General features: G+C 68.1%; 27 protein-coding genes. 23 read left to right on the top strand and 4 right to left on the bottom strand.

The annotated features are described in order from the left end of the window. The first annotated feature begins 45 nt into the window (after positions 1 to 45). The 3 genes from O7614_RS05050 to O7614_RS05040 all read left to right on the top strand — a co-directional run bounded on the left by O7614_RS05050 (position 46) and on the right by O7614_RS05040 (position 4,635). A complete protein-coding gene (locus tag O7614_RS05050) occupies positions 46 to 1,473 on the top strand; it encodes a hypothetical protein (RefSeq protein WP_278137328.1) in 1,428 nt (475 codons plus the stop codon). Between the two features lie 287 nt (positions 1,474 to 1,760). After that, positions 1,761 to 3,608 (top strand): 2-oxoacid:acceptor oxidoreductase subunit alpha, encoded by a 1,848-nt coding sequence (locus O7614_RS05045; RefSeq protein WP_278137327.1) that lies wholly within the window; start codon positions 1,761 to 1,763, stop codon positions 3,606 to 3,608. Next, entirely contained in the window at positions 3,601 to 4,635 is a 1,035-nt protein-coding gene (locus O7614_RS05040) for a 2-oxoacid:ferredoxin oxidoreductase subunit beta (RefSeq protein ID WP_278137326.1), read from the top strand. Before O7614_RS05045 ends, O7614_RS05040 begins: the two co-directional genes overlap by 8 nt. Before the next feature lie 71 nt (positions 4,636 to 4,706). Here O7614_RS05040 and O7614_RS05035 read toward each other — a convergent pair whose 3' ends face one another. After that, positions 4,707 to 5,351, bottom strand: coding sequence for an NAD(P)H-dependent oxidoreductase (locus O7614_RS05035; protein WP_278137325.1), 645 nt, complete (start codon positions 5,349 to 5,351; stop codon positions 4,707 to 4,709). Between the two features lie 82 nt (positions 5,352 to 5,433). On the opposite strand from O7614_RS05035, the gene O7614_RS05030 reads away from it, so the two are divergent. Next, on the top strand, positions 5,434 to 5,913 hold the full coding sequence (locus O7614_RS05030) for a MarR family winged helix-turn-helix transcriptional regulator (protein ID WP_278137324.1): 480 nt from the start codon (positions 5,434 to 5,436) through the stop codon (positions 5,911 to 5,913). Positions 5,914 to 5,972: 59 nt separating this feature from the next. Here the strand turns inward: O7614_RS05030 and O7614_RS05025 are convergent, their stop codons facing one another. Next, entirely contained in the window at positions 5,973 to 6,986 is a 1,014-nt protein-coding gene (locus O7614_RS05025) for a potassium channel family protein (protein WP_278137323.1), read from the bottom strand. Positions 6,987 to 7,162: 176 nt separating this feature from the next. Between O7614_RS05025 and O7614_RS05020 the strand changes: the two genes are divergently transcribed. From O7614_RS05020 to O7614_RS04990, 7 genes are all read left to right on the top strand, one after another. Beyond that, positions 7,163 to 7,750, top strand: coding sequence for a helix-turn-helix transcriptional regulator (locus tag O7614_RS05020; protein WP_278137322.1), 588 nt, complete (start codon positions 7,163 to 7,165; stop codon positions 7,748 to 7,750). 157 nt (positions 7,751 to 7,907) lie between these two features. Next, positions 7,908 to 8,486: an ATP-dependent Clp protease proteolytic subunit gene (locus O7614_RS05015; protein ID WP_278142147.1), complete on the top strand. Its 579-nt coding sequence runs from the start codon at positions 7,908 to 7,910 to the stop codon at positions 8,484 to 8,486. Between the two features lie 428 nt (positions 8,487 to 8,914). Then, on the top strand, positions 8,915 to 9,265 hold the full coding sequence (locus O7614_RS05010) for a DoxX family protein (protein ID WP_278137321.1): 351 nt from the start codon (positions 8,915 to 8,917) through the stop codon (positions 9,263 to 9,265). Positions 9,266 to 9,319: 54 nt separating this feature from the next. Then, positions 9,320 to 9,586, top strand: a complete 267-nt coding sequence (locus O7614_RS05005; protein WP_278137320.1) for a hypothetical protein — start codon at positions 9,320 to 9,322, stop codon at positions 9,584 to 9,586. 416 nt (positions 9,587 to 10,002) lie between these two features. Further along, a complete protein-coding gene (locus O7614_RS05000; RefSeq protein WP_278137319.1) occupies positions 10,003 to 10,221 on the top strand; it encodes a hypothetical protein in 219 nt (72 codons plus the stop codon). 239 nt (positions 10,222 to 10,460) lie between these two features. Continuing rightward, a complete protein-coding gene (locus tag O7614_RS04995) occupies positions 10,461 to 11,459 on the top strand; it encodes a hypothetical protein (protein WP_278137318.1) in 999 nt (332 codons plus the stop codon). 1,921 nt (positions 11,460 to 13,380) lie between these two features. Further along, positions 13,381 to 13,941 carry an HD domain-containing protein gene (locus O7614_RS04990; RefSeq protein ID WP_278137317.1) on the top strand — a complete coding sequence of 187 codons (561 nt, stop codon included), beginning with the start codon at positions 13,381 to 13,383 and terminating at the stop codon, positions 13,939 to 13,941. Here the strand turns inward: O7614_RS04990 and O7614_RS04985 are convergent. Both O7614_RS04985 and O7614_RS04980 read right to left on the bottom strand, forming a co-directional pair. Continuing rightward, positions 13,929 to 14,399: an NUDIX domain-containing protein gene (locus tag O7614_RS04985; RefSeq protein WP_278137316.1), complete on the bottom strand. Its 471-nt coding sequence runs from the start codon at positions 14,397 to 14,399 to the stop codon at positions 13,929 to 13,931. The genes O7614_RS04990 and O7614_RS04985 overlap by 13 nt on opposite strands. Before the next feature lie 4 nt (positions 14,400 to 14,403). Beyond that, positions 14,404 to 15,162, bottom strand: coding sequence for an XRE family transcriptional regulator (locus tag O7614_RS04980; RefSeq protein WP_278137315.1), 759 nt, complete (start codon positions 15,160 to 15,162; stop codon positions 14,404 to 14,406). A gap of 159 nt (positions 15,163 to 15,321) precedes the next feature. On the opposite strand from O7614_RS04980, the gene O7614_RS04975 reads away from it, so the two are divergent. From O7614_RS04975 to O7614_RS04920, 12 genes are all read left to right on the top strand, one after another. Beyond that, on the top strand, positions 15,322 to 15,639 hold the full coding sequence (locus tag O7614_RS04975; RefSeq protein ID WP_278137314.1) for a hypothetical protein: 318 nt from the start codon (positions 15,322 to 15,324) through the stop codon (positions 15,637 to 15,639). Positions 15,640 to 15,934: 295 nt separating this feature from the next. Further along, positions 15,935 to 16,828: a hypothetical protein gene (locus tag O7614_RS04970; protein WP_278142146.1), complete on the top strand. Its 894-nt coding sequence runs from the start codon at positions 15,935 to 15,937 to the stop codon at positions 16,826 to 16,828. 83 nt (positions 16,829 to 16,911) lie between these two features. After that, positions 16,912 to 17,781, top strand: a complete 870-nt coding sequence (locus tag O7614_RS04965; RefSeq protein WP_278137312.1) for an FtsK/SpoIIIE domain-containing protein — start codon at positions 16,912 to 16,914, stop codon at positions 17,779 to 17,781. Next, positions 17,778 to 17,987, top strand: a complete 210-nt coding sequence (locus tag O7614_RS04960) for a hypothetical protein (RefSeq protein ID WP_278137311.1) — start codon at positions 17,778 to 17,780, stop codon at positions 17,985 to 17,987. Before O7614_RS04965 ends, O7614_RS04960 begins: the two co-directional genes overlap by 4 nt. An 86-nt stretch (positions 17,988 to 18,073) precedes the next feature. Continuing rightward, positions 18,074 to 18,517, top strand: coding sequence for a hypothetical protein (locus O7614_RS04955; RefSeq protein ID WP_278137310.1), 444 nt, complete (start codon positions 18,074 to 18,076; stop codon positions 18,515 to 18,517). Further along, complete coding sequence (locus O7614_RS04950) at positions 18,517 to 18,819, top strand: hypothetical protein (RefSeq protein WP_278137309.1); 303 nt, start codon at positions 18,517 to 18,519, stop codon at positions 18,817 to 18,819. Before O7614_RS04955 ends, O7614_RS04950 begins: the two co-directional genes overlap by 1 nt. Continuing rightward, positions 18,816 to 19,226 (top strand): RRQRL motif-containing zinc-binding protein, encoded by a 411-nt coding sequence (locus tag O7614_RS04945; RefSeq protein WP_278137308.1) that lies wholly within the window; start codon positions 18,816 to 18,818, stop codon positions 19,224 to 19,226. The genes O7614_RS04950 and O7614_RS04945 overlap by 4 nt, the downstream gene beginning before the upstream one ends. Next, positions 19,223 to 19,519 carry a hypothetical protein gene (locus O7614_RS04940; protein ID WP_088986530.1) on the top strand — a complete coding sequence of 99 codons (297 nt, stop codon included), beginning with the start codon at positions 19,223 to 19,225 and terminating at the stop codon, positions 19,517 to 19,519. The genes O7614_RS04945 and O7614_RS04940 overlap by 4 nt, the downstream gene beginning before the upstream one ends. Further along, positions 19,506 to 20,333 carry a DUF2637 domain-containing protein gene (locus tag O7614_RS04935; RefSeq protein ID WP_278137307.1) on the top strand — a complete coding sequence of 276 codons (828 nt, stop codon included), beginning with the start codon at positions 19,506 to 19,508 and terminating at the stop codon, positions 20,331 to 20,333. The genes O7614_RS04940 and O7614_RS04935 overlap by 14 nt, the downstream gene beginning before the upstream one ends. Further along, on the top strand, positions 20,330 to 20,593 hold the full coding sequence (locus O7614_RS04930) for a hypothetical protein (RefSeq protein WP_278137306.1): 264 nt from the start codon (positions 20,330 to 20,332) through the stop codon (positions 20,591 to 20,593). The genes O7614_RS04935 and O7614_RS04930 overlap by 4 nt, the downstream gene beginning before the upstream one ends. Then, the gene (locus tag O7614_RS04925; protein WP_278137305.1) at positions 20,593 to 22,398 is read left to right on the top strand and encodes a replication initiator; all 1,806 of its coding nucleotides are present in this window, start codon (positions 20,593 to 20,595) and stop codon (positions 22,396 to 22,398) included. Before O7614_RS04930 ends, O7614_RS04925 begins: the two co-directional genes overlap by 1 nt. A gap of 26 nt (positions 22,399 to 22,424) precedes the next feature. Beyond that, the gene (locus O7614_RS04920; RefSeq protein WP_030504500.1) at positions 22,425 to 22,613 is read left to right on the top strand and encodes a helix-turn-helix domain-containing protein; all 189 of its coding nucleotides are present in this window, start codon (positions 22,425 to 22,427) and stop codon (positions 22,611 to 22,613) included. Positions 22,614 to 22,639: the final 26 nt, after the last annotated feature.

Raw genomic sequence — 22,639 nt, 5'->3', positions numbered from 1 at the left:
ACTGTTACCGAATACTGGACCCCCACCCATGGCACCGGAGGACAGATGGCCCGCCCGAAGGCATCGCCCGGTCTCCGGGCCGAGGGGCGGCGTTGCGCGCCCCGGCTGGCGACCGCGCTCGCGCTCGGCCTGCTCGCGGTGCTCGCCGTGGGACCGACCTGGGCAAGCGCGGCGACGCCGGAAACGGATCCGGTGGTGGTGGCCACCGATCCGGTCAGCGAACCCGAGGCCACCGCGTCGGAGGAGCCGCCCCCGACCGAGGAGCCGACCGATCCGCTGCCGAGCGATCCGGCACCGGAGACCACCGCTCCCGCGCCGGAGACGACCCCTCCGGCACCGGTGACCACCGCTCCGGACGTGCCGCCGGCGCCGACCACCACCGCACCCGCGCCGGGCGGGCAACCGACGGCGGCGCCTCCCGTTCCGCCGACACCCCCGGCACCGCCGGTGCGCCCACCCGCCTCCGGTTCGGTGACACCGCCGAGCCCACTGGGCGTCCAGGTCACCACCCAGGACATCACCCTCGGCGAGGCGTACTGGAACACGGCGAGCACGCCCACCACGTTGCAGGTCACCGTCCACAACACCGGCACGACCACGCAGCGGATCCGCCTCTCGTACACGCTGCCGGTCGGTCTGTCCGACGCCGGCACGAAGGGCTGCACCGCCGCCGGTGCCGACACGTACCTCTGTGGGGCCTGGACGGCCGAGGCGGGGGCGCGCTTCAGTGCGCTGCTCCGCCTGCGGGTCGACGGCGACGCCTGGCGGCAGATGCCGCTCGCCGGCTCCGTCCAGGTCGTCGCCGACGCGCCGGGAGTGCCCGGGGAGGCGTCCGACGACCAGGGCTTCGCGGTGCTCTTCCCGCCCGGTCCGCCGGTGCCCGGGATCGCTCTCGCCGCCGACGAGGTGGCGTTCGACATCAGCGGCACCGCCAGCATCCTCGCGGTCCGGCTGGGCAACACCGGCTCGGTGGACGCCGCCGGACGGGTGGAGGTAGTCCTGCCGCCCGGGGTTACCGTTCCGGTTCCACCGGCCGGCTGCGTGGCGGTCGACCCGACCCGGACCCGCTGCGACGCGGGCGTGGTGGCGGCGGGCAGGACCGCTGAGCTGCGGTTGCCCGTGGAGGCGACGCCGGAGGCCCAGCGGCAAGCACCGTTGTCCGGGGCCGTGATCGGTCAACTCGATCCGCGCAGCGGCGCGACCCGCCAGGTGCAGATGAGCTTCCGGATCACCGCGGCGGCCGCTCTGGCCACGCCGGTGGTCTCACCGCCCGCGCCGACCGGCTCCCAGGGCGTACTCCCCGGGGGTGCTGCCGGCGACGACGGCGGGATGACCTCGGTGCGGCGCACCGCGATCCTGCTGATCGCGGTCTCCGCGCTGCTGGTGGTGCTCGCCCTCACGTTGGCCACCACCTCGCTGCGGCGCCGGCTCAACGGCCCGGCGCCCGGGCCGGCGCCCGAGCCGGTCGACTGATCGACGGATGGCCCCGGCCGCACGCGGCGGGGTCAGCGGAAGCGGCCCGGTGGTGATCTGAATTACGGCGGCCGGGGCGCAAGCCCTCAAAACGGGGCAATTCGCTGCCTTTAGGGGTCCCAGTCGGCGGACCTCCGGGGATGGTTAGGGCTCCCTTAGACGTAGGCTCTCAGGTGAGGTACGACAGCGGCCGGGCCAGCCTGGGGCGGTGCGGTGAGACGTTGCGTCGAGGAGGTTCCGTGGCCGGGCAAGGCGAGAGCCCCGCAGTCGCGAACGAAGGTGGCACAGTGACCAAGCAGATCCGTCAACTCGACCGGGTGGTCATCCGGTTCGCCGGCGACTCCGGCGACGGCATGCAGTTGACCGGCGACCGGTTCACCTCGGAGACTGCGCAGCTCGGCAACGACATCTCCACGCTGCCAAACTTCCCCGCCGAGATCCGAGCCCCCGCCGGCACCCTGCCCGGCGTGTCGAGCTTCCAGGTGCACTTCGCCGACTACGACATCCTCACCCCGGGCGACGCGCCCAACGTGCTGGTGGCGATGAACCCGGCGGCCCTCAAGGCCAACCTGGCCGACCTGCCGCGCGGCGCGGACATCATCGTCAACACCGACGAGTTCACCAAGCGCAACCTCGCCAAGGTCGGCTACCAGGCCAGCCCGCTGGACGACGAGTCGCTGGCCGGCTACGTCGTGCACCCGGTCGCGCTGACGTCGATGACGGTCGGTGCGCTCGCCGCGTTCCAGGTGTCCAAGAAGGACGCCGAGCGGTCGAAGAACATGTTCGCCCTCGGGCTGCTCTCCTGGATGTACTCCCGGCCCTACGAGTCGACGCTGCGCTTCCTGGAGCGCAAGTTCGCGTCGCGCCCGGAGCTGGTCGCGGCGAACGTGGCCGCCTTCAAGGCCGGCTGGAACTTCGGCGAGACCACCGAGGACTTCGCGGTCCGCTACGAGGTCAAGCCGGCGAAGATGAAGCCGGGCACCTACCGCAACATCACCGGCAACGCGGCGCTGTCGCTGGGGCTGGTCGCCGCCGGCGTCCGTTCCGGGCTGCCGGTCTTCCTCGGCGCGTACCCGATCACGCCCGCCTCGGACATCCTGCACGAGCTGAGCAAGCACAAGCGTTTCGGCGTTCTCACCGTGCAGGCCGAGGACGAGATCGCCGCCGTCGGTGCCGCGCTGGGCGCGTCGTACGGGGGTTCGCTCGGGGTGACCACCACCAGTGGTCCCGGCGTGGCGCTCAAGAGCGAGACGATCTCGCTGGCCGTCGCGCTGGAGCTGCCGCTGGTGATCGTGGACGTGCAGCGCGCCGGCCCGTCGACCGGCATGCCGACCAAGACCGAGCAGGCCGACCTCAACATGGCGCTCTTCGGTCGGCACGGAGAGGCACCGGTCGCGGTCATCGCGCCCCGCTCACCGTCGGACTGCTTCTTCGCGGCGCTGGAGGCGGCCCGGATCGCGCTGACCTACCGCACGCCGGTGATCCTGCTGTCCGACAACTACGTCGCCAACGGCTCGGAGCCGTGGCTGCTGCCCGACGTGGAGTCGCTTCCCGACCTACGGGTCGACTTCGCCACCAAGCCCAACGGTGAGGACGGCACCACCTTCCTGCCCTACCTGCGCGACCCGGAGACCCTGGCCCGCCCGTGGGCCATCCCCGGCACCGCGGGGCTGGAGCACCGGATCGGCGGCCTGGAGAAGGCCGACAAGACCGGTGACATCTCCTACGACCCGGCCAACCACGACTTCATGGTGCGGACCCGGGCCGCCCGGATCGAGACGATCCCGGTGCCGGACATCGAGGTGGAGGACCCGGACGGCGACGCCCGGGTGCTGGTCCTCGGCTGGGGCTCGACGTACGGGCCGATCGGCGCCGCCTGCCGTGGACTGCGCCAGCGGGGGCTGTCCGTCGCCCAGGCGCACCTGCGGCACCTGGCCCCGATGCCGGCCAACCTCGGTGAGGTGCTGCGCTCGTACGACAGGGTGGTCATCCCGGAGATGAACCTGGGTCAGCTCGCCCACGTCATCCGGGCCCGCTACCTGGTCGACGCGATCAGCTACAACCAGGTCCGCGGTCTTCCGTTCACGGCCGCCGAGCTGGAGACGACGCTGGAAGAGGTCCTGAAGAATGTCTGAGCCCGTCGCCCTCAAGCTCACCGCCAAGGACTTCAAGTCCGACCAGGAGGTGCGCTGGTGCCCCGGCTGCGGTGACTACGCGATCCTGGCGGCCATCCAGCAGTTCATGCCGGAGCTGAACATCCCCCGGGAGCGCACCGTCTTCGTCTCCGGGATCGGTTGCTCGTCCCGCTTCCCGTACTACATGAACACGTACGGGATGCACTCGATCCACGGGCGGGCCCCGGCGATCGCGACCGGCCTGTCGGTGTCCCGGCCGGACCTGTCGGTCTGGGTCGTCACCGGTGACGGCGACGCGCTCTCCATCGGTGGCAACCACCTGATCCACGCCCTGCGGCGCAACGTCAACCTCAAGATCCTGCTGTTCAACAACCGGATCTACGGCCTGACCAAGGGTCAGTACTCGCCCACCTCCGAGGTCGGCAAGATCACCAAGTCGACCCCGGCTGGCTCGGCGGACGCCCCGTTCAACCCGCTCTCGCTCGCGCTCGGCGCGGAGGCCAGCTTCGTCGGCCGGACCATCGACTCCGACCGCAAGCACCTGCAGTCGGTGCTGCGGGCCGCCGCCGAGCACGAGGGTTCGGCGTTCGTGGAGATCTACCAAAACTGCAACATCTTCAACGACGGGGCGTTCGAGCAGCTCAAGGACCCGTCCACCCGGGACGACTACCTGATCCGCCTGGAGCACGGCCAGCCCATCACCTTCGGTGCCGACGGCCAGTTCTGCGTGGTGCACCCGCCCGGCGGCTTCGGCCTGGAGGTCCGGGAGACCGGCACGGTCCGGCCGGAGGAGGTCGTCGTGCACGACGCGACGGTCAGCGACCCGGCGTACGCGTTCGCGCTGTCCCGGTTGCCCGGCCTGGACCTGCGCAACACCCCGATCGGGGTGTTCCGCTCGGTGGCTCGGCCGTCCTACGACAGCGTGGTGCAGGGGCAGCTCGCGGCGGCCAAGGCGACGGTCACCGAGACGCCCGAGCAGCAGCTTGCCGGTCTGCTCGGCAGCGGCGACACCTGGACGATCCTCTGATCCGTCGGATCTGACGAGAGCGGCCGTCCCCGGGATCGGGGGCGGCCGCTCTCGTTCGTACCGGCGCTGGCTCAACGCTGGGCGGAGGCCGGCGTCCAGAGGTTGTCGATCTCCTTCTCGGCCGCCGCGAGGCTCGCCTCGTGCAGCGGGACCAGCTCGGCCATCGCCGGCACCGACGGTGCCAGGGTCAACTCGGCGCTGATGAAGCGCGGCTGCATGCCGGTCATCGAGAGACCGTGCGGCAGCCACGGCTCGGCGTGGTCCCAGCCGTAGCGCGGGGTGCCCTCGCCGTAGCCTCCGCCCCGGGTGGCCAGCACCACGAACTCACGACCGCCGAGCATGCCCTCCTGCGTCGTCGGGTCGTACGCCAGCCCGGGAACGATCAGGTGGTCGACCCAGGACTTGACGCTGCTGGGCGCACCGAAGTTGTAGAGCGGCAGCCCGAGGAGCACCACGTCGGCCTGCTTCACCTCGTCGACCAGCCGCTCGCTCAACTCCCAGGATTCGCGCTGCGCCGGGGTGTGCTGGTCCGGTGGCGTCATCCGAGCCAGGCCGCCGTCCGCGTCCAGGTGCGGCAGCGGCTCGGCGCCCAGGTCCCGATAGGCCACGGTGCCGTCCGGATGGGCCGCACGCCAGGCGTCCACCGCGCGGGCGGTGAGGCGTCGGCTGACCGACCAGTCACCGCGGATGCTCGAGTCAATATGTAGCAGGTGCATTATTCCTCCTCCAGGGATCATCTGTGCAGCACCAACTATTTATAGCAGGGAGATGTTCCGCGGACTCGGTAGACTGGGTCACATGTCCGCGCAGCCGCTCGACTCCGCAGAGCACCGCTCGGGCGCCCTGCTGGACCATCTGGCCCGGCGGATGCGGCTGCGGTCGGAGTCGGTGCTGGCACCGCTGGGCCTGCGACCCCGGCATCTGGTCGCGCTCACCGTGCTGCGCGCCGGCGGCGGCACCGGCCAACAGGCGCTCGCCACCATCCTGGAGATGGACAGCACCAACATCGTCGGGCTGCTCAACGACCTGGAGGCGAAGCAGCTGATCGAGCGTCGGCGCTCCCCCGAGGATCGCCGCCGTCACGTCGTCGAGCTCACCGAAGATGGGGCGAAACGCCTCAGCGAGGCCGAATGTGCCCTCGCCGGCGCGGAGGACGAGGTGCTGGGCGCCCTGGATCCCGCCGAGCGGGAGACGCTCTACGAGCTGCTGAGCCGGGCCTCCTCCGGCGCCGCGGTCAACTGCACCGAGGCGATCTGCGCCGGGGACGACCCACTCTGACGACCGGCCGCCGAGGCCACCGTGGCGGCAGAGCGGTCAGGTCACACGCGGTGGAACCGTCAGGCGGTCGTGGCCGACTGGGGGCGGTCGTCGCGTACGTGCACCAGCATGTCGCCGGTCTCGATCACCGCGCCGGCCCGGTCGGCCAGGGTGACCACCTTGCCCCGCCGCACCAGGGCGATCACCAGTGAGTCCAGCTCACGCGGCGAGCGGCCCACCTCGTCCCGCTCCGCCGAGCGCATCGCCAGCGCCATGCCCTGCCCCGGAGTGAGCAGGTCCTCCACCACGTCGATCAGCGGCGGAGCCGAGGTGGACAGGCCGAGCAGCCGGCCCGCGGTCGCCGAGGAGACGATCACGTGGTGGGCGCCGCTCTGCTTGAGCAGCGGGGCGTTTTCCGCCTCCCGCGCCGCCGCGATGATCCGGACCTGGCCTGCGGTGAGCTGCCGGACCGTCAACGCGACCAGGACCGAGGCATCGTCGCTGTCGGTCGCGATGATCACGGCCTTGGCGCTCTTGACGTGTGCCTCGTTCAACACCGACGAGCGGGTCGCCGAACCCTCGATGGCCACCAGCCCGGCGGAGGTGGCCTGCCGCAGCGCGGCGGCGCTGCGCTCCACCACCACGATCCGAGAACGGTCCAGACCGTTCTCCATCAGGGCAGAGACCGCGCTGCGCCCCTTGGTGCCGTAGCCGCAGATGATGACGTGGTCCTTCACCGCTCTCCTCCACCGAGCCAGACGACGGCCGGTCCGGTACTGCTCGGTCAAGACTTCCAGGGTGGTGCCGACCAGGATGATCAGGAAGATCACTCGGGCCGGCGTGATGAAGAGGACGTTGACCAGCCGAGCCGACGGCGTGGCCGGCGTGATGTCGCCGTAGCCGGTGGTCGAGAGCGACACGACCGCGTAGTAGAAGCAGTCGAGCAGGGTGAGGCCGTCCTCGTTGACATCGCGGTAGCCGTCCCGGCCCAGGTAGACAGCGGCGACCACGGCGAAGACCAGGCCCAGTGCGGCGGCGAGCCGTAGGCTCAGCGCGCTCAGTGGGCCCCGACGCTGCGCGGGGAAATGGATCACCGTCGAACCTGCTCCCCCGCCGTCGCCTGCACGCCCACAACATAGCGGGTACGCCGGGCATCGCACGTCCGGGTTGCTCCGGACGGAACAGCGCGGGCCCGCATGGGTCGGCTCGGACGGCCGGGGACAGGCATGATGAGGGTGTTCCCGACGACGACCGCGAAAGTGAGGCCGGCATGTCGTTGCTGCGACGAGTCATCGGCGGAGTGTTGCGCCGACTGCGCCAGAGCCAGGGCCGCACGTTACGGGAGGTGGCCGCCGCCGCCGGGGTTTCGGTGCCCTACCTGTCCGAGGTGGAACGGGGCCGCAAGGAAGCCTCCTCGGAGGTGCTCGCCGCGATCTGCCGGGCGCTCGGCATCCAACTCTCCGACCTGCTCGAAGCGGCCCGCGACGACCTGCGCCGGGTCGAGCGTCGCATCCCCGCCGCGCCCCGGGCCGCTCTGGGCCGGCTGGAGCAGGTGCCCGCCCCACGCAACGAGACCGGCCCCGCACTCCGAATCGGCTTTCAGCGCGGTGGGGCGACGCCACCCGTGGCCGCCGCTGGTGCCCCCGCACGGCTGCCGGCCGGACCGGTGCTGCGGCTGGGCGGGCCGATCCTGCACGTCGGCGGTCCAACCGACCCCATCGGGTCGACCATTTCAGGAGCGGGGCTGCGAGTTCGACTGATCGCCTCCGCACCGGCCGCGCACCCCGGTCCGCGTACCTCCAAGATGCTGGCCTGCCGCCGGGCCCGGACGGGCCAGCGGCGGCTGACCCGGGCGTAGGCAGGCCGGGGTTCTGCCCTGGGCCGATCTGCCGCCGGCAGAATCCCTCGGCCGCGACCGCCGCCGGGCGCACGCTGGAGAAGCCGGTTCCCCGGGTGGCCCCACCGCCCGCCGGCACGGTGGAGGGCTGCGACACATGATCTGGTACGACGCGACCATGCGGGACGGCGGACAGCCGTCCTTTGGCGATCAAGTGTTCGAGCGGCTGCTGCGGGAGCGGATCGTCTTCCTCGGCACCGAGGTGACCGAGGAGTCGGCCAACCAGATCTGCGCGCAGATCCTGCTGCTCGCCGCCGAGGACGCCGACTCGGACATCTACCTCTACATCAACTCGCCGGGCGGCTCGGTGAGCGCGGGGATGGCGGTCTACGACACGATGCGCTACGTCCGCAACGACGTGGCCACGCTCGCGCTCGGATTCGCCGGCTCGATGGGGCAGTTCCTGCTCTGCGCCGGCGCGGCGGGCAAGCGGTACGCGCTGCCGCACTCGCGGATCATGATGCACCAGCCCTCCGGAGGGATGGGCGGCACCGCCTCCGACATCACCATCCAGGCGGAGAACATGCTGCACGTGAAACGCACGATGCAGGAATTGATCGCCCAGCACAGTGGACGGACGCTCGACGAGATCCAGCGCGACTGGGACCGGGACCGGTGGTTCACCGCCGAGCAGGCACGGGAGTACGGCCTCGTCGACCATGTGCTCAGCCGAGCCGAGCAGTTGACGTCGGCCTGATCCCCACACCCGCCGCCCTGGCCTGCCGCACGGTGGCTGCCGCTGAAGAGATCGGCTAGCGGTCGCCCGTCAGAGTCTATGCGTCGACTGATCCCAGCCCTCTCGATTGCCCTCGCCGCGACCCTCGTCGCCGACGGCCGCCTCACCGCGCTCTCCCACGAAGACGCTGGGTGACCTCGTCACCGACATGCGCATGAGCGACTTCGGCAAGCCCGTCACCGTGGGGCACCGCCGGCCGGCGAGACCGGGGCCGCCTCCGAGGAGATGTACGAGTTGCTCTGACCCGTCGGCACGTCCTCGGCGTCAACCGGTCGAGCGTGAGCTGCAGGTCTCCCGCAGCCCACCCCGTGCCGCAGGTCACAGCGTTGCACGTCACACCGGGGCAGCCCCACCCCGTCCTTGAGGCAGACAGCCACAAGGGAGGGCACATGTTCGCCGCATACGTCACGGTCACCATCCTCGCCTCCGTCTTCACCGGCATCGCCGCCGTCACGTACCTGATCGGCCACGACTATCCGAAGGCCCAGGCGGACATGAAGCGGGTGCCGTACTCGTGGTTACCGCGGTTGGGCACGGCGCTGGCCGCCGGCTCCCTCGGGCTGCTGGCCGGGTTCGCCGTGCCACTGCTGGGAACGCTCGCCGCCGCCGGACTCGTGCTGTACTTCGTCGGCGCGCTCGTCGCACATCTGCGCGTCGGCTCCCGCAACCTCCTGGGATGGGCGGTCTTCTTCGTCACCTCGGTCGCCGCGCTGGCAGTGCACCTGGCATACCACTGGTGATCCGTTCCGCCGCGGGCCCGACAACGTTCCGCGCACATCTCCTCCTCCACCGCGATGGTGGTGGACGGCGTCCGGGTGCACAGCGTGCGGGTCAACGGCATCGTGGTCTTCGACGACGTGCCGCGCACGAGCGACGTCCGCATCACGGACAACCACGTGGCGATGGACTGGCCATCGATCGACGAGGTCCGTCGCTACGGCGGCGTCCACCCCGGCTACGGCAGCGACTACTTCGACGGCGTCCGCGGCGGGCACCGACCGTACGGTGGTCGCCAGCAGACCGGGGCCGGTCCGGCGCGGCCCGCTTGCCGGTCGCCTTGACGCGAGCAACCCGAAGCTGGCGAGGCGATCGGGCGGACATCGGGCACGTAGGCCCCGGAAGGCGGATCAGTGATCGGTGCTCAAGGGTGTGACCTGGTGCCCCCGGCAGGATTCGAACCTGCGACACACGGTTTAGGAACGGTTTAGCGTCCACCGGCGCATCCGGTGTCCCAGCAGGGCGTTCACCGAACATCTCGGTAGTGACATGCTTGATCATTCCGCACATGTTCCGGATCTAGCTTGATGCCGTGGCAGGGGCGATCTCAGTGCAGCTTGCGCTCCCTCTCACGCCGACCATACGCTCCCAGCGGTCTGACACCCGAGCCGATACGCGCCAGGGAGGCGGTGCAGTGCCGGATGGTTGGCTAACTCGATCGACTGTCGAGCTGGGCGAGTTCCCACTGACGGGGCGAGCCATGGTTCTCGTCCAAGAGGCCTACCTGACCTACCCACCCTGCGAGCCGCCCCAGGACGAGCAAGAAATGTCCGTGCTCCTCGCGGCCGTCTACGAGAGTCAGCTCAACTTCCTCAAAGAGCGCGTCGAGGTGCTGGCCTACGTCAGGCAACCAGGCGCTCCACGTAACGAGCCTGATTCCGTGATCTACGAGATCCGATACCGACCCGTGCCACGGTGACCTCTCCGTCCCGAAGGAAGCATCAGCCCCGGACCATCTGCAGCAGCACTCATGCCGACCTGTCCGAGCGATCCACGTGGGTCCCTGGATGTCCGGCGCTGCCTGTACCTATCGCCACTCAGTTGGTCGTTCGGCGACCACTGGCGGCGCGCCGGCCGACTGGAGGACGAAATCGTCTCACCAACGTCGTAGGGTTAGCGATCGATCTAGGATCCATCGCGAGAGGATGACCTTCCCGGATGAACGCTCGCACCATGTCAAGAAAGAGAACTTGGACTTGCTGGGCGGGCGATATGTCCGCGTTGCAGGCGTTGGGCCGAGTCGTTCTCGGGGTCGCAGATCAGCGTCGACGCGAACTTGTCGAGCAGAGGAAGACCGATCTCGTCGCCACACTGAACAGCTTCGATGAAGAAGTCGCTAGGGTTATCCGAGAGTTCGAGGCGGATCCAGATGGCGGCCTGAATCTGAAGGCAAAAGATTTGCGTCGACGCAAGGTCTTAGACGTACTTATTTCCGAAGTGTCTCCAACGTCCCCCGGGGAGGTCTTGAAGCAGATCTCCGAATATGAAGTGAAGCGCGACAACCTAAAAGACTTCGAAGAAGTCCCGATCGAGGACATTGTCGAACTAACTGTTATTGACAAATACGAGGAAGTGTTTGGCAAAATTCCGAGCGTTACCGCCGAGATGGACCGCCGCTCGACCCAGTCCGTCCGCTTCCTGGCTGATGACTCCCAGTCGCCAAGTAAAACCTACCGTAGATCGTCGGAATGGGTGACCGACGGCGTGTACCTTCGACTGGGGCCGAAGAGTGCTTCACCGTTCGGCACCGATTTGGCGGTGTACCTGGAGGTAACTTCACCTTCAGCTGGGTGGACGCGTGCAGCTTTCGCAAGCATCTGCGATGAAATTGAGAAGGGCGTGCCGAAATGGTCCTTTATGAGAAGACCGTTTTGGCGATTCTTTCTCGGCATTTCCTACTTCTACGTGCCGTGGGTCGCGATCATGTTGGCGATCGAACCGGAGCCTGCCATTTGGAGTGCCACCATATGGCTGCCGACTATTGCTGTTCTCCTCTCGGCAGTCTCGGGCATAACTAACCGGCTGACTGATTGGCTTTTTCCTCCCTTTGAAATCACCCAGGACGGGGCGCAACCCTCAGGGACTCGTAGGCTCGGCATCCTGGCCAGCCTTTTCGTGACCATTCCAGTGGGCGTTTTCGTGAACCATATATCGTAATTGGAACGGCTCCACGCGCTTGCCATCCCGATGCTCCTATGGATGTCAACCCCGCGACCCCTTGACCCCCAGGTAATCAACACGGCTCGCTGACCTTGGTGAACCTAGGCGGCTACCTGCGGAGACCTTCCGTCATGGTCCGTGGACGTCCGCCGCCGCTCGTACCCGTCGTCACTCAGTTAGTCACCCACGTTACGGCTCTGAGCGTCTCGGTCCCTGGGCACCTGAGCTGAGCGCTGCTGGAATCCCCAAGCGCCTTCACCATATATCTCCGCTCGCTGGGCTTCGGTTTCCTTGATGCTCCTAGCGATTGCTTTGCGCATTCGCCTACGGAATAGCGGTCCTCTCCAATCAATCGGATAGCGCCTACGCCGGGCGAGGTTGAACCACCTAACGCGCCTAGCTTGCCCTCCGTAACCAGGTCGCAACTCCCACCTTCGCCCCGCATTATCTACGGCAAGGAGCACTATTGAAGTACAGAAAACAGGGTCTCGCCTATCGACGAAAGCGCCCGCGAGCGACAGGCCGGTGACGCCAACATGCGCTTTCTGCAATTCCTTTGTCGTATCTGGTGGAATTTGACCAACGTCGTGGTAGAAATTTCGGCTAACTACAGTTGGATTAATTGGTCGATAAGCGATGACGCCAGGTTTTCCGCTTGCCGTTTGCGTGCTCCAATTGGTGGGCAACAACCAGCGCACTTTCGTCGTATGCGTAAGCTCAATTACGGTTAGCGGCAAGGAGCTGTTGTTACGCACGTACCATGTGACCCACACATCAAGGATGGGCGACCCAGGCGATGACTCCTCGACGCTGCCCTCTGACCAAACTCCAAGCTGATCGATCTGTTCGCGATCACGAGTTGAACGATCACGCAGAAAGACGCGGAAGGCGAGGAGTAGCGAGCCGGCTCCTAGCCATGCCGGCACATTCCCCCAATCGGGAAACGACATAGCAAAGCACGCTACCATGAATTCCTCAATTATTGACGCGCACGCTGTACGCCATCCCGTCTGCCGCCGACCCGCCCTCTGGGGAGCGGGCCGCCGCCCGGTCCGCCATGTCAAGCGGACCTTGACGCACGTACGGACGCTGGCGGGCCGGGCGGTGGTCTGCTCGGCTCGCCCGGGTCGGCGGCTGGCGGGATGGCCCTGCGCAACTACCCACGGACCGCGACCCGCCGACGGACCCAGGCCATCTCGGAGTCGTTGCGCCCCCGCCGGAGGCGCGGTAACCGCGACCAACTCGCCGCCGCGACCCGCCGCGCGGACCCGGCGTGCCCTTCACTGCGCCGCGCCGCTCGGGGCGCGGCCCGGCCGGCTGCCGGCCCACGAGCACCAACTACCCTCGGCCCCACAGTCTGCGGCGGCCCCGGGCTTTCCGCTGTTCCGCGCCAGCCGATGGGCAATGGGCATGACCGCCCGGCCATCCCCCGGCCGGGCGGTCATGACGCCCAATCGGCGGCGCTTGCGGCCCGTCTCGGGCCGCCTTGAAGACGTACAGAAACTTTGCACAACATTGCCGGCAGCCGGCTGCTTCGTACGTGCGTTCGATAGGCTCTCGGTGTGGATGTGCAGGGCCGCTGGTGGAACGGCGTGTGGGGCCGGATGGGACGGCGCGACATCTGGTTGATGTCAGACGGGGACTCGTGGATCGTGCGGGGACGCCTCGGAGGTGACGAGGGCCAGGAGGTAAGGCACCAGTTCGACGACGAGCACCGAGCACGGGATGTGGTTGAGCGCATGATGGCGTTGTCCGCCGGCACCTGGAGGAGCATGCTCGACCCGCTACGTCGTGAGTCGCACCGACGCCAGGTTGGCGACTGAGGCTTGACACTGCCGGTGTCCGACAGTCAGCCGGCACCTCCCGAAGCAGCGATGGGCTGATGCTGGGGACGTCTCGGGACGCGTAGCCTGGATGCGTGGATGACGACCTCCTAGTGCAGGCCGCTGAGCTGGCAGAGCGCCACCTGGCTGGCGGACTGCCGCGAAGGTGGAAGCATGTGCAGGCTGTCGCTTTGAAGTCTGACCGCATCGCTCATGTTCTTGACGACGCTGATGCTCAGGCGTTGGTGGCTTCGGCATGGCTACATGACCTGGGCTATGCCTCTAGCGTTGCAGACACAGGTCTACACGCTCTCGATGGTGCTCGTTGGCTTCTGGCCAACGGTTGGCCGCGCAGGATCGCTGCCTTGGTCGCCCATCACTCCTGCGCTCAGTTTGAGGCCGACGAGCGGGGGCTCGGCAGTGTCCTTGCTGAGGAGTTCGACCAGGAACGGTCGCCAACCGCGGATGCCCTTTGGTTCGCTGACATGACCACCGGTCCCGATGGCCAAGACCTGGATGTGCTGGATCGGTTGGCCGAGATTCACCAGCGTTACGAGCCAGACAGCATCGTCGTCCGCTTCTGGGCTCGGGCAACGCCGACACTGCTTGAGGCTGTCAAGCGGACCGAAGCAACTCTCGCTGCTCAGCCAATGTAGGGCTTGGCTCGGCGCTCGTACCCGTGATCGATCCGGAGCCGCATCGACTGGTGGATCGGCAGGCTGTCTAGCTCGTCCTGGGACACCCATCGCACCTCGGCTGACTCCTCGCTGGTGCGCAACTCGCCGCTGACGTAACGAGCCCGGAAGCAAATGGAGAACTGCTGCCGGACCTCTCCATCGCTGTACTCCACCACATGCCTCGGGTCCGTGTACGTTCCCACAATGTCGACAACCTCAACCTCGACGCCGGCCTCTTCCCGAGTCTCACGCGCGGCTGTTTCGGCGATGGACTCACCGAAGTCCTGGGCGCCGCCCGGTAGCGCCCACAGGCCGTTGTCCGTGCGCCGGATGAGCAGGACACGCCCTTGACCGTCTTGAACGAAGACCGTCACAGCTACCACGATGCTGTTGGCCTTGGGTGCGTCCGGGTCGTTGTAGTGCTCGATCCTCGCCATGCCTCTAGGCTGCCACGGTCGGACCCCAGATCGGGTGTCCACTTGACCACACGCGGTCAAAGCTGTCTGCGTAGGTGTCGAACAGCTCCCCTGCCGAAAGCCGCCGAAGGTGCAACACCGGAGCGTGAGCCGCTGGGAATCCGTATGCGTGCGTATTGACGAGTAGCTCGTTGTCGAACCGGTAGATCGAGTTGTAGAGCGTGGTGCCGTGGAAGCGGGCGAAGATGCCTTCAACGCCGCAGAGCTGGTTGTAGAACGCCAGGACGTTGTGCACCTTGCCGGCCATCGCGTCCCCGATTCCCTCCTCCGCTCCTCGGGCCGCCACCGCTTGCGACTTCGGGTCGCCTAGGAGAAGCCGTACCCGGACTCCTGCCTGCGCCTTCATGGTCAAGTCCTTGATGATGCTTGGAACCTGCTCTGGGAGGAACAGCCCGGCATAGACCAGGATCCCGATCTCCTCGGTGGCCTGATCGATCAGTCGGCCCCAGATGTCCAACGGGATGGCCGCACGACGCGGGTAGACGTGAACGAGTTCAGATTCTGCGATACGCGTTGCTCGTTCCGGCGAAACGACCTTCGGCCACAGGTACGCCTCGCGTTCCTGCACGATGGCGGCGATGGCATGTCGATGGCGTGGGTAAGGCGCGCGGTCGAGCGTCACCCATCGCTCCGCTGTCTTCGGGTTGACGTCTATGCGCTCTGCTAGCTCGTATGTGGACAACCCGACCTTGAGCATCGCCTCGCGTAACCGCTCATTCGCCATTGCGTACTCCCTTGGACGTGGGGGACGACTTGAGCTTAGCGGGGACGTCCCAAGACGTACAGCGCGAGTGGTGATGCCGTGACACCCAGTGTGGCGACAGTGGACTCATCACCGAGCAGTCGTCCAACAAGGGATGCGCTCAGACACAGGAGGTCTGTTGTGAAGCTGTACGTGGACACCACGAACAAGCAGGTGACGGCGTCGAAGGACCCGGAGCCGAAGAACGACCAGAACGGCAACCAGAAGTCCGAGAAGAACACGGGCCGGCTCATGTGGTCCACCCAGGTCTTCGTGCTCGACGAGAACGGCGGGGAGGTCATCACCATCACCACGGCGGGAGAGAAGCCGAGCGTGAAGGTGGGCGACTTCCTGGCCGTCGAGCAGTTGGAGGCCATTCCGTGGGCGACCAACGGGCGTAACGGCGTCGCGTTCCGGGCGGTCTCGCTGAAGCCGAAGACTGGTTCTCCGGCCAAGTAGGTCCCTCGCACCGCTGTGCTGTGTGTGCCACTGGTGTCCGTGGCCACCCTAGCGGCCTGATGGTCCGCTGAATCCCACCTCAATGCGGTCCCGGGAGTGTTCCTGACTCCTACATCTCCCGGTCCGGTCGCCACCTGGCAGTGGTGACAACCCCAAAGAAATGGCCCGGGGTCGGTACTGACTCCTACGTCTGCCGACCCCGGTGCCGCCCACTCATCCAACCCAACTGGCATTGGGAGGACTCGTCGTGTCCAAGTCTAGCCCCCGCCGCTTCGGCGGCAAGTCAACCGGAACGGTGACGGTCATCGAGGCCAAGGTCCACCGTTCCTCCGCACGTAACGCCAAGATGGCGTTCATCCTCACGGCGGTCATCGTCGGCCTGTTGTCGGCCGTGGTGGCCGCTTCCTACTGGCACCCGATCGTGTCCCTGTTCGTCGGTGCCCTGATCGGCGTTCCGACCGGTGCCCTCGCCTGGCTGCTCGTGCGGATCTGGCCGGTGATTCGGCTGCTGTGGTGGTGGAGCCTCGAAACCGCCATGGCGGTTCTGCTGCTCACCGCGTGGGTGCAGCTCGCCAACCACACCCCGACCCTGGTGACCCTGCTCGTGGTCGCCCTGGTCGTCGGCGTCCCCGCCGCCATCCCGGCGGTCCGTCGCTGCGTCATCGCCTGGATGTGGTGCCTCGTGGTGCGGCACCGGCTGCGCGTGTGCTTCGCGCAGTTCATCATCGCCAACCAGTCCGGGTCGCTGCCGCTGATCCTGTGGGCTCGCCCCACCCCGGTTGGTGAACGGGTCTGGGTCTACCTCCGCCCCGGCCTGTCGGCTAAGGATCTGGAATCCCGCCTCGACAAGATCGCGGTCACCTGCCACGCCTCCACCGTGCTCATCGAGCGCGCTTCGGAGAACAACGCCGCCTACCTGCGGTTCGACATCAAACGCCGCGAGGTGCTCACCGCCCACGTCGGTTCACCTCTGGTCGACGTGATCGACCTGGCCGCACCGGTCTCGGCGTCACCGCTGACGGTGCCTACCGCCCTGGATCTGCCGGACGTCACCGCTCCGACGATCAACCTTCCGACCCAGGGCAAGCCGGCCGGCAAGAAGCCGGCCCCGACGACGGCCAACGGCAGCAAGCCCGCGGCTTCGTCTGCGTCGTCCGTGGAAGACGACGACACCTCCGACTGGATCTGACCTTCACCCATCTCGGGACGCGAGGAGCCATGACGGCTCGTTCGTGTGGTTCCTCGCGCCCACTACGCCCAGGAGGGCACCTCATGACCACCACATCTCCCACCACCGCTGGCGCGGTGCCGGTGGGTGCTGGCCTGTCGATGTTCGACCCGGTGTTCATCGGGATCGACGAGTTCGGCCAACCCGTCTACCTCGACGTCGTCTACCACAACCTGCTCGCCGCTGGTGAGCCCGGCGGCGGCAAGTCCGGCCTGGTCAACAACATCTGCGCCCACGGCGTCCTGTCCGACCTGACCCGCCTCGTACTCTTCGACGCCAAACTCGTCGAACTCGGCCCCTGGCGCGACCTCGCCGACGCGTTCATCGGCCCCGACATCGACCAGGGCATCTCGGTCCTGCGTCGCCTGCTGACCGTGGCCACCAACCGCTACACCTGGCTGCTCGCCAACCGGCGCCGCAAGCTCGGCCCCGATGACGGCATGTCGGTCATCCTCACCGTCATCGACGAACTCGCCATGTTCTCCACGGTGCTCGGCACCAAGGCACAGCAGGAGGAGTTCTCCACTCTCCTGCGAGGGCTCGTCTCCCTCGGCCGGGCCTGCGGCATGCCCGTCGTCGCGGCGACTCAGCGCCCGTCGTGGGACATCATCCCCGCCTCGTTGCGGGACCTGTTCGGCTACCGGGCCGCGTTCCGGTGCACCTCGCTGAACAGCTCCAACATCATCCTCGGCCAAGGCTGGGCCGAGCAGGGCTACACCGCCTCCGACATTGCGCCCACCAACCAAGGCGCGGCGTACCTCCTGGCCGAAGGCGGCGTCCCCCGCCGCATCAAGGCCGCCTACCTCACCGACACCGACATCTACAACATCGCCGACTACGCCGCCTGGACCCGCCGCCCCGGCGGCCTTCCCATCCCGGCCGGCACCTCCACGGAGTGGGAGATGGCGGCATGACCACCCGCGAACGCGCCTACGCCAAGGCCAACAACCAGCGGGCCGCCCAATTCACCGAACTGTGGGTCATCGGCCGTCCTGAGGACATCGCCGTCATGGTCCGCGCCGCGTCCGCCAGCGGCCGACTGGTCTACCTGTCCTCACCGACGCCAATGGGCGGCGACGACAACCGCCAACGCCGCTACCTGCGGCTGCGCACTCACTGATCGGCCGACGGAACCGGCCTCAGCCCTGGAAAGCGAACCGGTTCCGCCGACCTCCCACCAAGCCCTTCTGAAAGGACGTGGTTGCCATGAAGGCTACCCAGAACCCACCCACCACAGCACCGGTCACACCGGCCGATCTGCTGCGGATGGCTGCTCTCTACCTGCGCCGGCACGGCTGGACCCAGGGCAGCTACTACGACATCTACGAACCCGCCGACCACCTCACCCCGCCGGCCTGCGCCGCCGGGGCTATCGGCATCGCCTGCGCCGGACACCGCGTCGAGCACTTCTCCCAACTCGGCCCCGACACCCTCGCCGACTACCTCGGCACCCTCGGCGCGTTCGTCGACTACCTCGACACCATCGCCCCGATCTTCCTCGTCGATGAGGACGGCCACCTACTCGGTGAGTGGGACTCCCCGTACTCGTGGAACGACGACCCGGCCCGCACTGCCGAGCAGGTCATCACCGCCCTGGAAGCGGCTGCCGACGAGTGGGACTGCCTCCACATCACGGGAGGCGAGAACTAATGAGCACCGTCAAGAAGCCCTTGACGCCGAAGCTTCCTCGGCAGAAGCGCCGCAATGTCGTCGAGAACGACGAGTTCGCCGCGTTCGGCCGCCGGATCATCCGCGCTCACGGTCGTCGCGTCGCCACCGGCGATGTGGAAGCACTGCGCGACCTGGTCGCCCTGTCGTCGGTCATTGACGACGCCATCGGTGAGGCCGTGATCGGCCTCCGCACGTTCGGCTACTCCTGGTCGGAAATCGGCTCCCGGCTCGGAATCTCCAAGCAGGCCGCCCAACAGCGCTGGGGCGGTGACAAACCATGACCGACCTGCGCAGCGTCGACCTCGACAACCTGGCCGAGCGCACCGGCATCCGGGTCGAGTTCTACGACCCGCTCGGCACCCGCTACGGGTTCCCCACCTTCCCCTACCACTGCGCCCCCGACGGCCTGGCCACCGTGCGGCAGCTGCGCGCCGCCGGCCTTCGCCCCAACGGCCAAGACCCCATTGCGCAGATCTATTGGCGGCACCGCAAACAGCATCGGGTCGCCTACCTCTACCGCCTCGACATGGCAGCACCGAAGCGCACTGCCACGCCCGCTCAGCGGGAGGCCATCGCCAAGGCGCTTCGTGCCCGCCGGACCTGCCGGATCTGCCAGCAGGTCAAGCCCTACTACATCCCCCGCCGCTACGGCGAATGCCTCGACTGCCACGAAGGGAACCCGTCGTGAGCTTCCACCTATCTGACCCCTGCCTGTGGTGCATCGAGGGCAGCAGCCCTGCCGGCATCCACGACATCCTCGGCCCGGTCTACAAGCCCTGCCCCGTCTGCCTCGGAGCCTGCGCCCTCTGCGAGGGCGACGGACTGTTCCCGGCCGACTTCGCCTGCCTGCCCTGCTTCCGGCAGCAGCTCGCCGCCCAAGGGCTGGCCCCCATCATGTGCGCCCACTGCTCCGGCGTGGTCGACCTCATCCCCCTCGACGCCATCCCGGCTCCGGAGGTGACTCCCCATGGCCACCACTGACCCCACTGCCGTCACCGAGCAGTTCGCCGCCGAGTACGCCCGCAACGCCGTACCGACCATGCTCAAGGCGATTGCCTCCATCAAGCGGTACAACCGCTTCGTCCTGCTCGGCGCTTTGCTGACCAGCTACCTGCACCAGGCCCACTACCTGTGGACTCAGAACGCCGGCTACTTCGCTTACCTCGTGCCGCTGATCTTCGACGCCGCGATGGTGTCGATGCTGACCGTCGTCCGCACCTCCGGTATCGCCAAAGACGCCAAGCGTGGTGCCATGGTTGTCTTCGCCGCCGCCGCCATGCTGTCGGCCACCATCAACTTCGCCTCACCAGGCAGCCTCGGCCTACGCCTGGTCTTCGCCCTGGTCGTCGTCCTCGTCATCGGCGTCGAACTCGTCGCCGGACGCATCCGCCCCGACTTCGCCGCCATCCAAGCCGAAGCCGCCGCCCTCCTCGCCGCCGTCAACGACCTCACCGACACGACACCGGCCACCGCGCCGACCACCACGCCGGCCGTCGACACCACCCCGGCCCCTGTGCCGGCCGTCGACGCCACGCCGCCACCTGCGCCGGCCGCCATCACGGCACCCGCCTTCACCCCGATCCCGGCCGCCCGGCCCGAGGTTCCGGCGCACCTGATGCCCACCGCCCGATTCGTTGTCGGACGCCACGAACAGAGCACCGGCCGACCCATCACCATCGACGAACTCGCCGGCCTGCTCTCCGTCACCCCGGACATCGCCCGGGAACTGCTGCACACCATCACCGGCCACACCCCGGCCGTCAACGGCACCCCCGTCACGGGTGGTGCCCGATGACCATCCACGTCGTCGACATCGACTACACCTTCCACACCTGCCCGGCCTTCGCCGAACCACACATCTACGACACCCGACGCACCGTCGTCGACGTCATCCCCGGCGGTCCCTGCCGCACCCCGGCCACGATCCGCTGCGGCGACACGACCACCACTGTTCCGTGCCACCGGCACGAACCGGCCGACCGCCAGTGCGGCGCCTGCCGCATCATCGTCACCCAACACACCATCACCAACCGACACCACGAGGTCGTCGGCTGATGGATTCGACGCTGGACCTCACACCCCGCGCTTCGGCCCGGGGTGTGGGCTCGAACGCCGACACCATCCCGTTCGTCGGCTACACCGCCGCCGGCTCCGCGTTCACCCGCGCCCAGCACCCCGACTACTTCGGCTGGATCGAACACGTCCGCGCCGCCGCCGGCTGCACCCGACCCATCCGCCTCGCCGGGCAGCTCCTCACCGTCGAACCCTCCACCGGCCGACTCCTCGACGCCCGGCACACCGACGCCATGCCCGACGCCGCCATCTACAAGGCGTGCGGCAACCGACGCGCCACCGTCTGCCCAACCTGCGCTGGCGTCTACCAACGCGACGCCTACCAACTCCTGCGCGCCGGCCTCGTCGGCGGCAAAGGCGTCCCTGACACCGTCTCCCGACACCCGGCCGTGTTCGCCACATTCACCGCGCCGTCCTTCGGTGCTGTGCACGTCCGCGCGGTCAAGCGGCACACCTGCGCCAACCGCAAACGCTGCGACTGCCGCCCCGACCCCTGCCACGCCCGCCGCAGCACCGACCCCACCGCCGGACTCTGCGCCCACGGCCTCCCGGCCGTCTGCTGGGCACGCCACGAACCCGGGGACCAGGTGCTCGGGCAGCCGCTGTGCCTGGACTGCTACGACCACGACCACCAGGTCGTCTGGAACGTGTTCGCAGGCGAACTATGGCGGCGCACCAAGCAAGCCGCGGAACGCCACCTGGCCCAACTCGCCCGCCGACGCGGCATCCCCCCGGCCCGAATGGTCACAGCCTCGGGCAAGGTCCGCACCCTCGCTCCGGTCCGGCTGTCCCACGGCAAAGCCGCCGAGTTCCAAGCACGCGGAGCAGTGCACTTCCACGCCCTGGTGCGCCTCGACGGCGTCGACCCCACCGATCCCACCGCCGTCATCCCACCACCGGCCGGGTTCACCGCCGCCGACCTCGACGACGCCATCCGCCACGCTGTGACCCAGGTCGGCTACACCACCCCTACCCATCCCGACCGGCCCGAGGGCTGGTCGATCGTGTGGGGTGACCCGTCCAAGGGCCTCGACATCCGACCCATCAGTCTGACCGGGAGCGGTGAGGTCACCGACGGCATGGTCGCCGGCTACCTTGCCAAGTACGCCACCAAGAGCACCGAGGTAACCGGGCACCGCTCCGTCAGGCTCGACGCCGACAGCATCGGCGACTACGCCGACCCCGACGGCGACCACACCGCCCGCCTCATCGACGCCTGCTGGCGACTCGGCCGACCCACGAGCACACCCGTCCCGCTCTCGCAGCGGCCCCGGGACTACCGGCCCACACCCGGCTTCGTCGAGCGGTGGGAGTGCCCCGACTGCGGCACCCACACCCGTTACCGCGCTTGCCCCGTCTGCGTCGCCGAACGTCAAGCCAGCCTTGACGCCGAACCGGCGAAACCGGCGACCGGCAACCCTTACGCCCGGCTGCGTCGGTGGGCACACATGCTCGGCTTCGGCGGCCACTTCCTCACCAAAGCCCGCCGCTACTCCGTCACCTTCCAACTCCTACGCGACACCCGCGTCGCCTTCCGCCGCCACGAACACGAGCACCAGGCCGACGAGCAACCCGCCGCCCTGCGGGCCGTCGACCACCTCAACGACACCACCCCGCTCATCGTCGGCACCCTCACCTTCGCCGGCGTCGGCTGGCACACCACCGGAGACGCGCTGCTCGCCAACACCGCCGCCGCCATGGCCCGCGCCCGACACGCCACCGGCCGCGAAGAACTCGCCCACGAACTCGGCACCACCTTGGCCGGCTCCACGCCGGTCGCCGCTTGATACGACAGGAGGAAGGACCTCTGACCGTGGATGACGACCTGATGACCGTTCCGGAGGTGCTCGCCGCGCTTAACAACGTGTCCCGCCGGACGTTCTACCGGTGGCGCGAACTCGGCATCGCCCCGGCCTGCATCCGGCTTCCCAACGGGGAGCTTCGGATTTCGAGGAAAGACCTCCGGATCTGGCTGGAGCAGCGGCGCGAGGTGGCGGCGTGAAGTCTCGTCGCGTGCGCATCTGGGCG

The sequence above is a fragment of the Micromonospora sp. WMMD961 genome (assembly GCF_029626145.1).
GTDB lineage: Bacteria > Actinomycetota > Actinomycetes > Mycobacteriales > Micromonosporaceae > Micromonospora.
The sequence above is the reverse complement of the archived record's forward strand: the minus strand, read 5'-3'. Positions and strand labels throughout refer to the sequence as shown.

What these genes read in the sequence shown, in the direction of transcription:
- O7614_RS04965 (WP_278137312.1), top strand. Translation starts at nt 16,912, where the DNA reads ATGACCACCACATCTCCCACCACCGCTGGCGCGGTGCCGGTGGGTGCT.
- O7614_RS04985 (WP_278137316.1), bottom strand. Translation starts at nt 14,399, where the DNA reads ATGGCGAGGATCGAGCACTACAACGACCCGGACGCACCCAAGGCCAAC.
- O7614_RS05035 (WP_278137325.1), bottom strand. Translation starts at nt 5,351, where the DNA reads ATGCACCTGCTACATATTGACTCGAGCATCCGCGGTGACTGGTCGGTC.
- O7614_RS05030 (WP_278137324.1), top strand. Translation starts at nt 5,434, where the DNA reads ATGTCCGCGCAGCCGCTCGACTCCGCAGAGCACCGCTCGGGCGCCCTG.
- O7614_RS04995 (WP_278137318.1), top strand. Translation starts at nt 10,461, where the DNA reads ATGAACGCTCGCACCATGTCAAGAAAGAGAACTTGGACTTGCTGGGCG.
- O7614_RS04930 (WP_278137306.1), top strand. Translation starts at nt 20,330, where the DNA reads ATGACCATCCACGTCGTCGACATCGACTACACCTTCCACACCTGCCCG.
- O7614_RS04980 (WP_278137315.1), bottom strand. Translation starts at nt 15,162, where the DNA reads ATGGCGAATGAGCGGTTACGCGAGGCGATGCTCAAGGTCGGGTTGTCC.
- O7614_RS05020 (WP_278137322.1), top strand. Translation starts at nt 7,163, where the DNA reads ATGTCGTTGCTGCGACGAGTCATCGGCGGAGTGTTGCGCCGACTGCGC.
- O7614_RS05005 (WP_278137320.1), top strand. Translation starts at nt 9,320, where the DNA reads ATGGTGGTGGACGGCGTCCGGGTGCACAGCGTGCGGGTCAACGGCATC.
- O7614_RS05000 (WP_278137319.1), top strand. Translation starts at nt 10,003, where the DNA reads ATGGTTCTCGTCCAAGAGGCCTACCTGACCTACCCACCCTGCGAGCCG.
- O7614_RS04950 (WP_278137309.1), top strand. Translation starts at nt 18,517, where the DNA reads ATGAGCACCGTCAAGAAGCCCTTGACGCCGAAGCTTCCTCGGCAGAAG.
- O7614_RS04935 (WP_278137307.1), top strand. Translation starts at nt 19,506, where the DNA reads ATGGCCACCACTGACCCCACTGCCGTCACCGAGCAGTTCGCCGCCGAG.
- O7614_RS05015 (WP_278142147.1), top strand. Translation starts at nt 7,908, where the DNA reads ATGCGGGACGGCGGACAGCCGTCCTTTGGCGATCAAGTGTTCGAGCGG.
- O7614_RS05040 (WP_278137326.1), top strand. Translation starts at nt 3,601, where the DNA reads ATGTCTGAGCCCGTCGCCCTCAAGCTCACCGCCAAGGACTTCAAGTCC.
- O7614_RS04925 (WP_278137305.1), top strand. Translation starts at nt 20,593, where the DNA reads ATGGATTCGACGCTGGACCTCACACCCCGCGCTTCGGCCCGGGGTGTG.
- O7614_RS04955 (WP_278137310.1), top strand. Translation starts at nt 18,074, where the DNA reads ATGAAGGCTACCCAGAACCCACCCACCACAGCACCGGTCACACCGGCC.
- O7614_RS04945 (WP_278137308.1), top strand. Translation starts at nt 18,816, where the DNA reads ATGACCGACCTGCGCAGCGTCGACCTCGACAACCTGGCCGAGCGCACC.
- O7614_RS04960 (WP_278137311.1), top strand. Translation starts at nt 17,778, where the DNA reads ATGACCACCCGCGAACGCGCCTACGCCAAGGCCAACAACCAGCGGGCC.
- O7614_RS05010 (WP_278137321.1), top strand. Translation starts at nt 8,915, where the DNA reads ATGTTCGCCGCATACGTCACGGTCACCATCCTCGCCTCCGTCTTCACC.
- O7614_RS05050 (WP_278137328.1), top strand. Translation starts at nt 46, where the DNA reads ATGGCCCGCCCGAAGGCATCGCCCGGTCTCCGGGCCGAGGGGCGGCGT.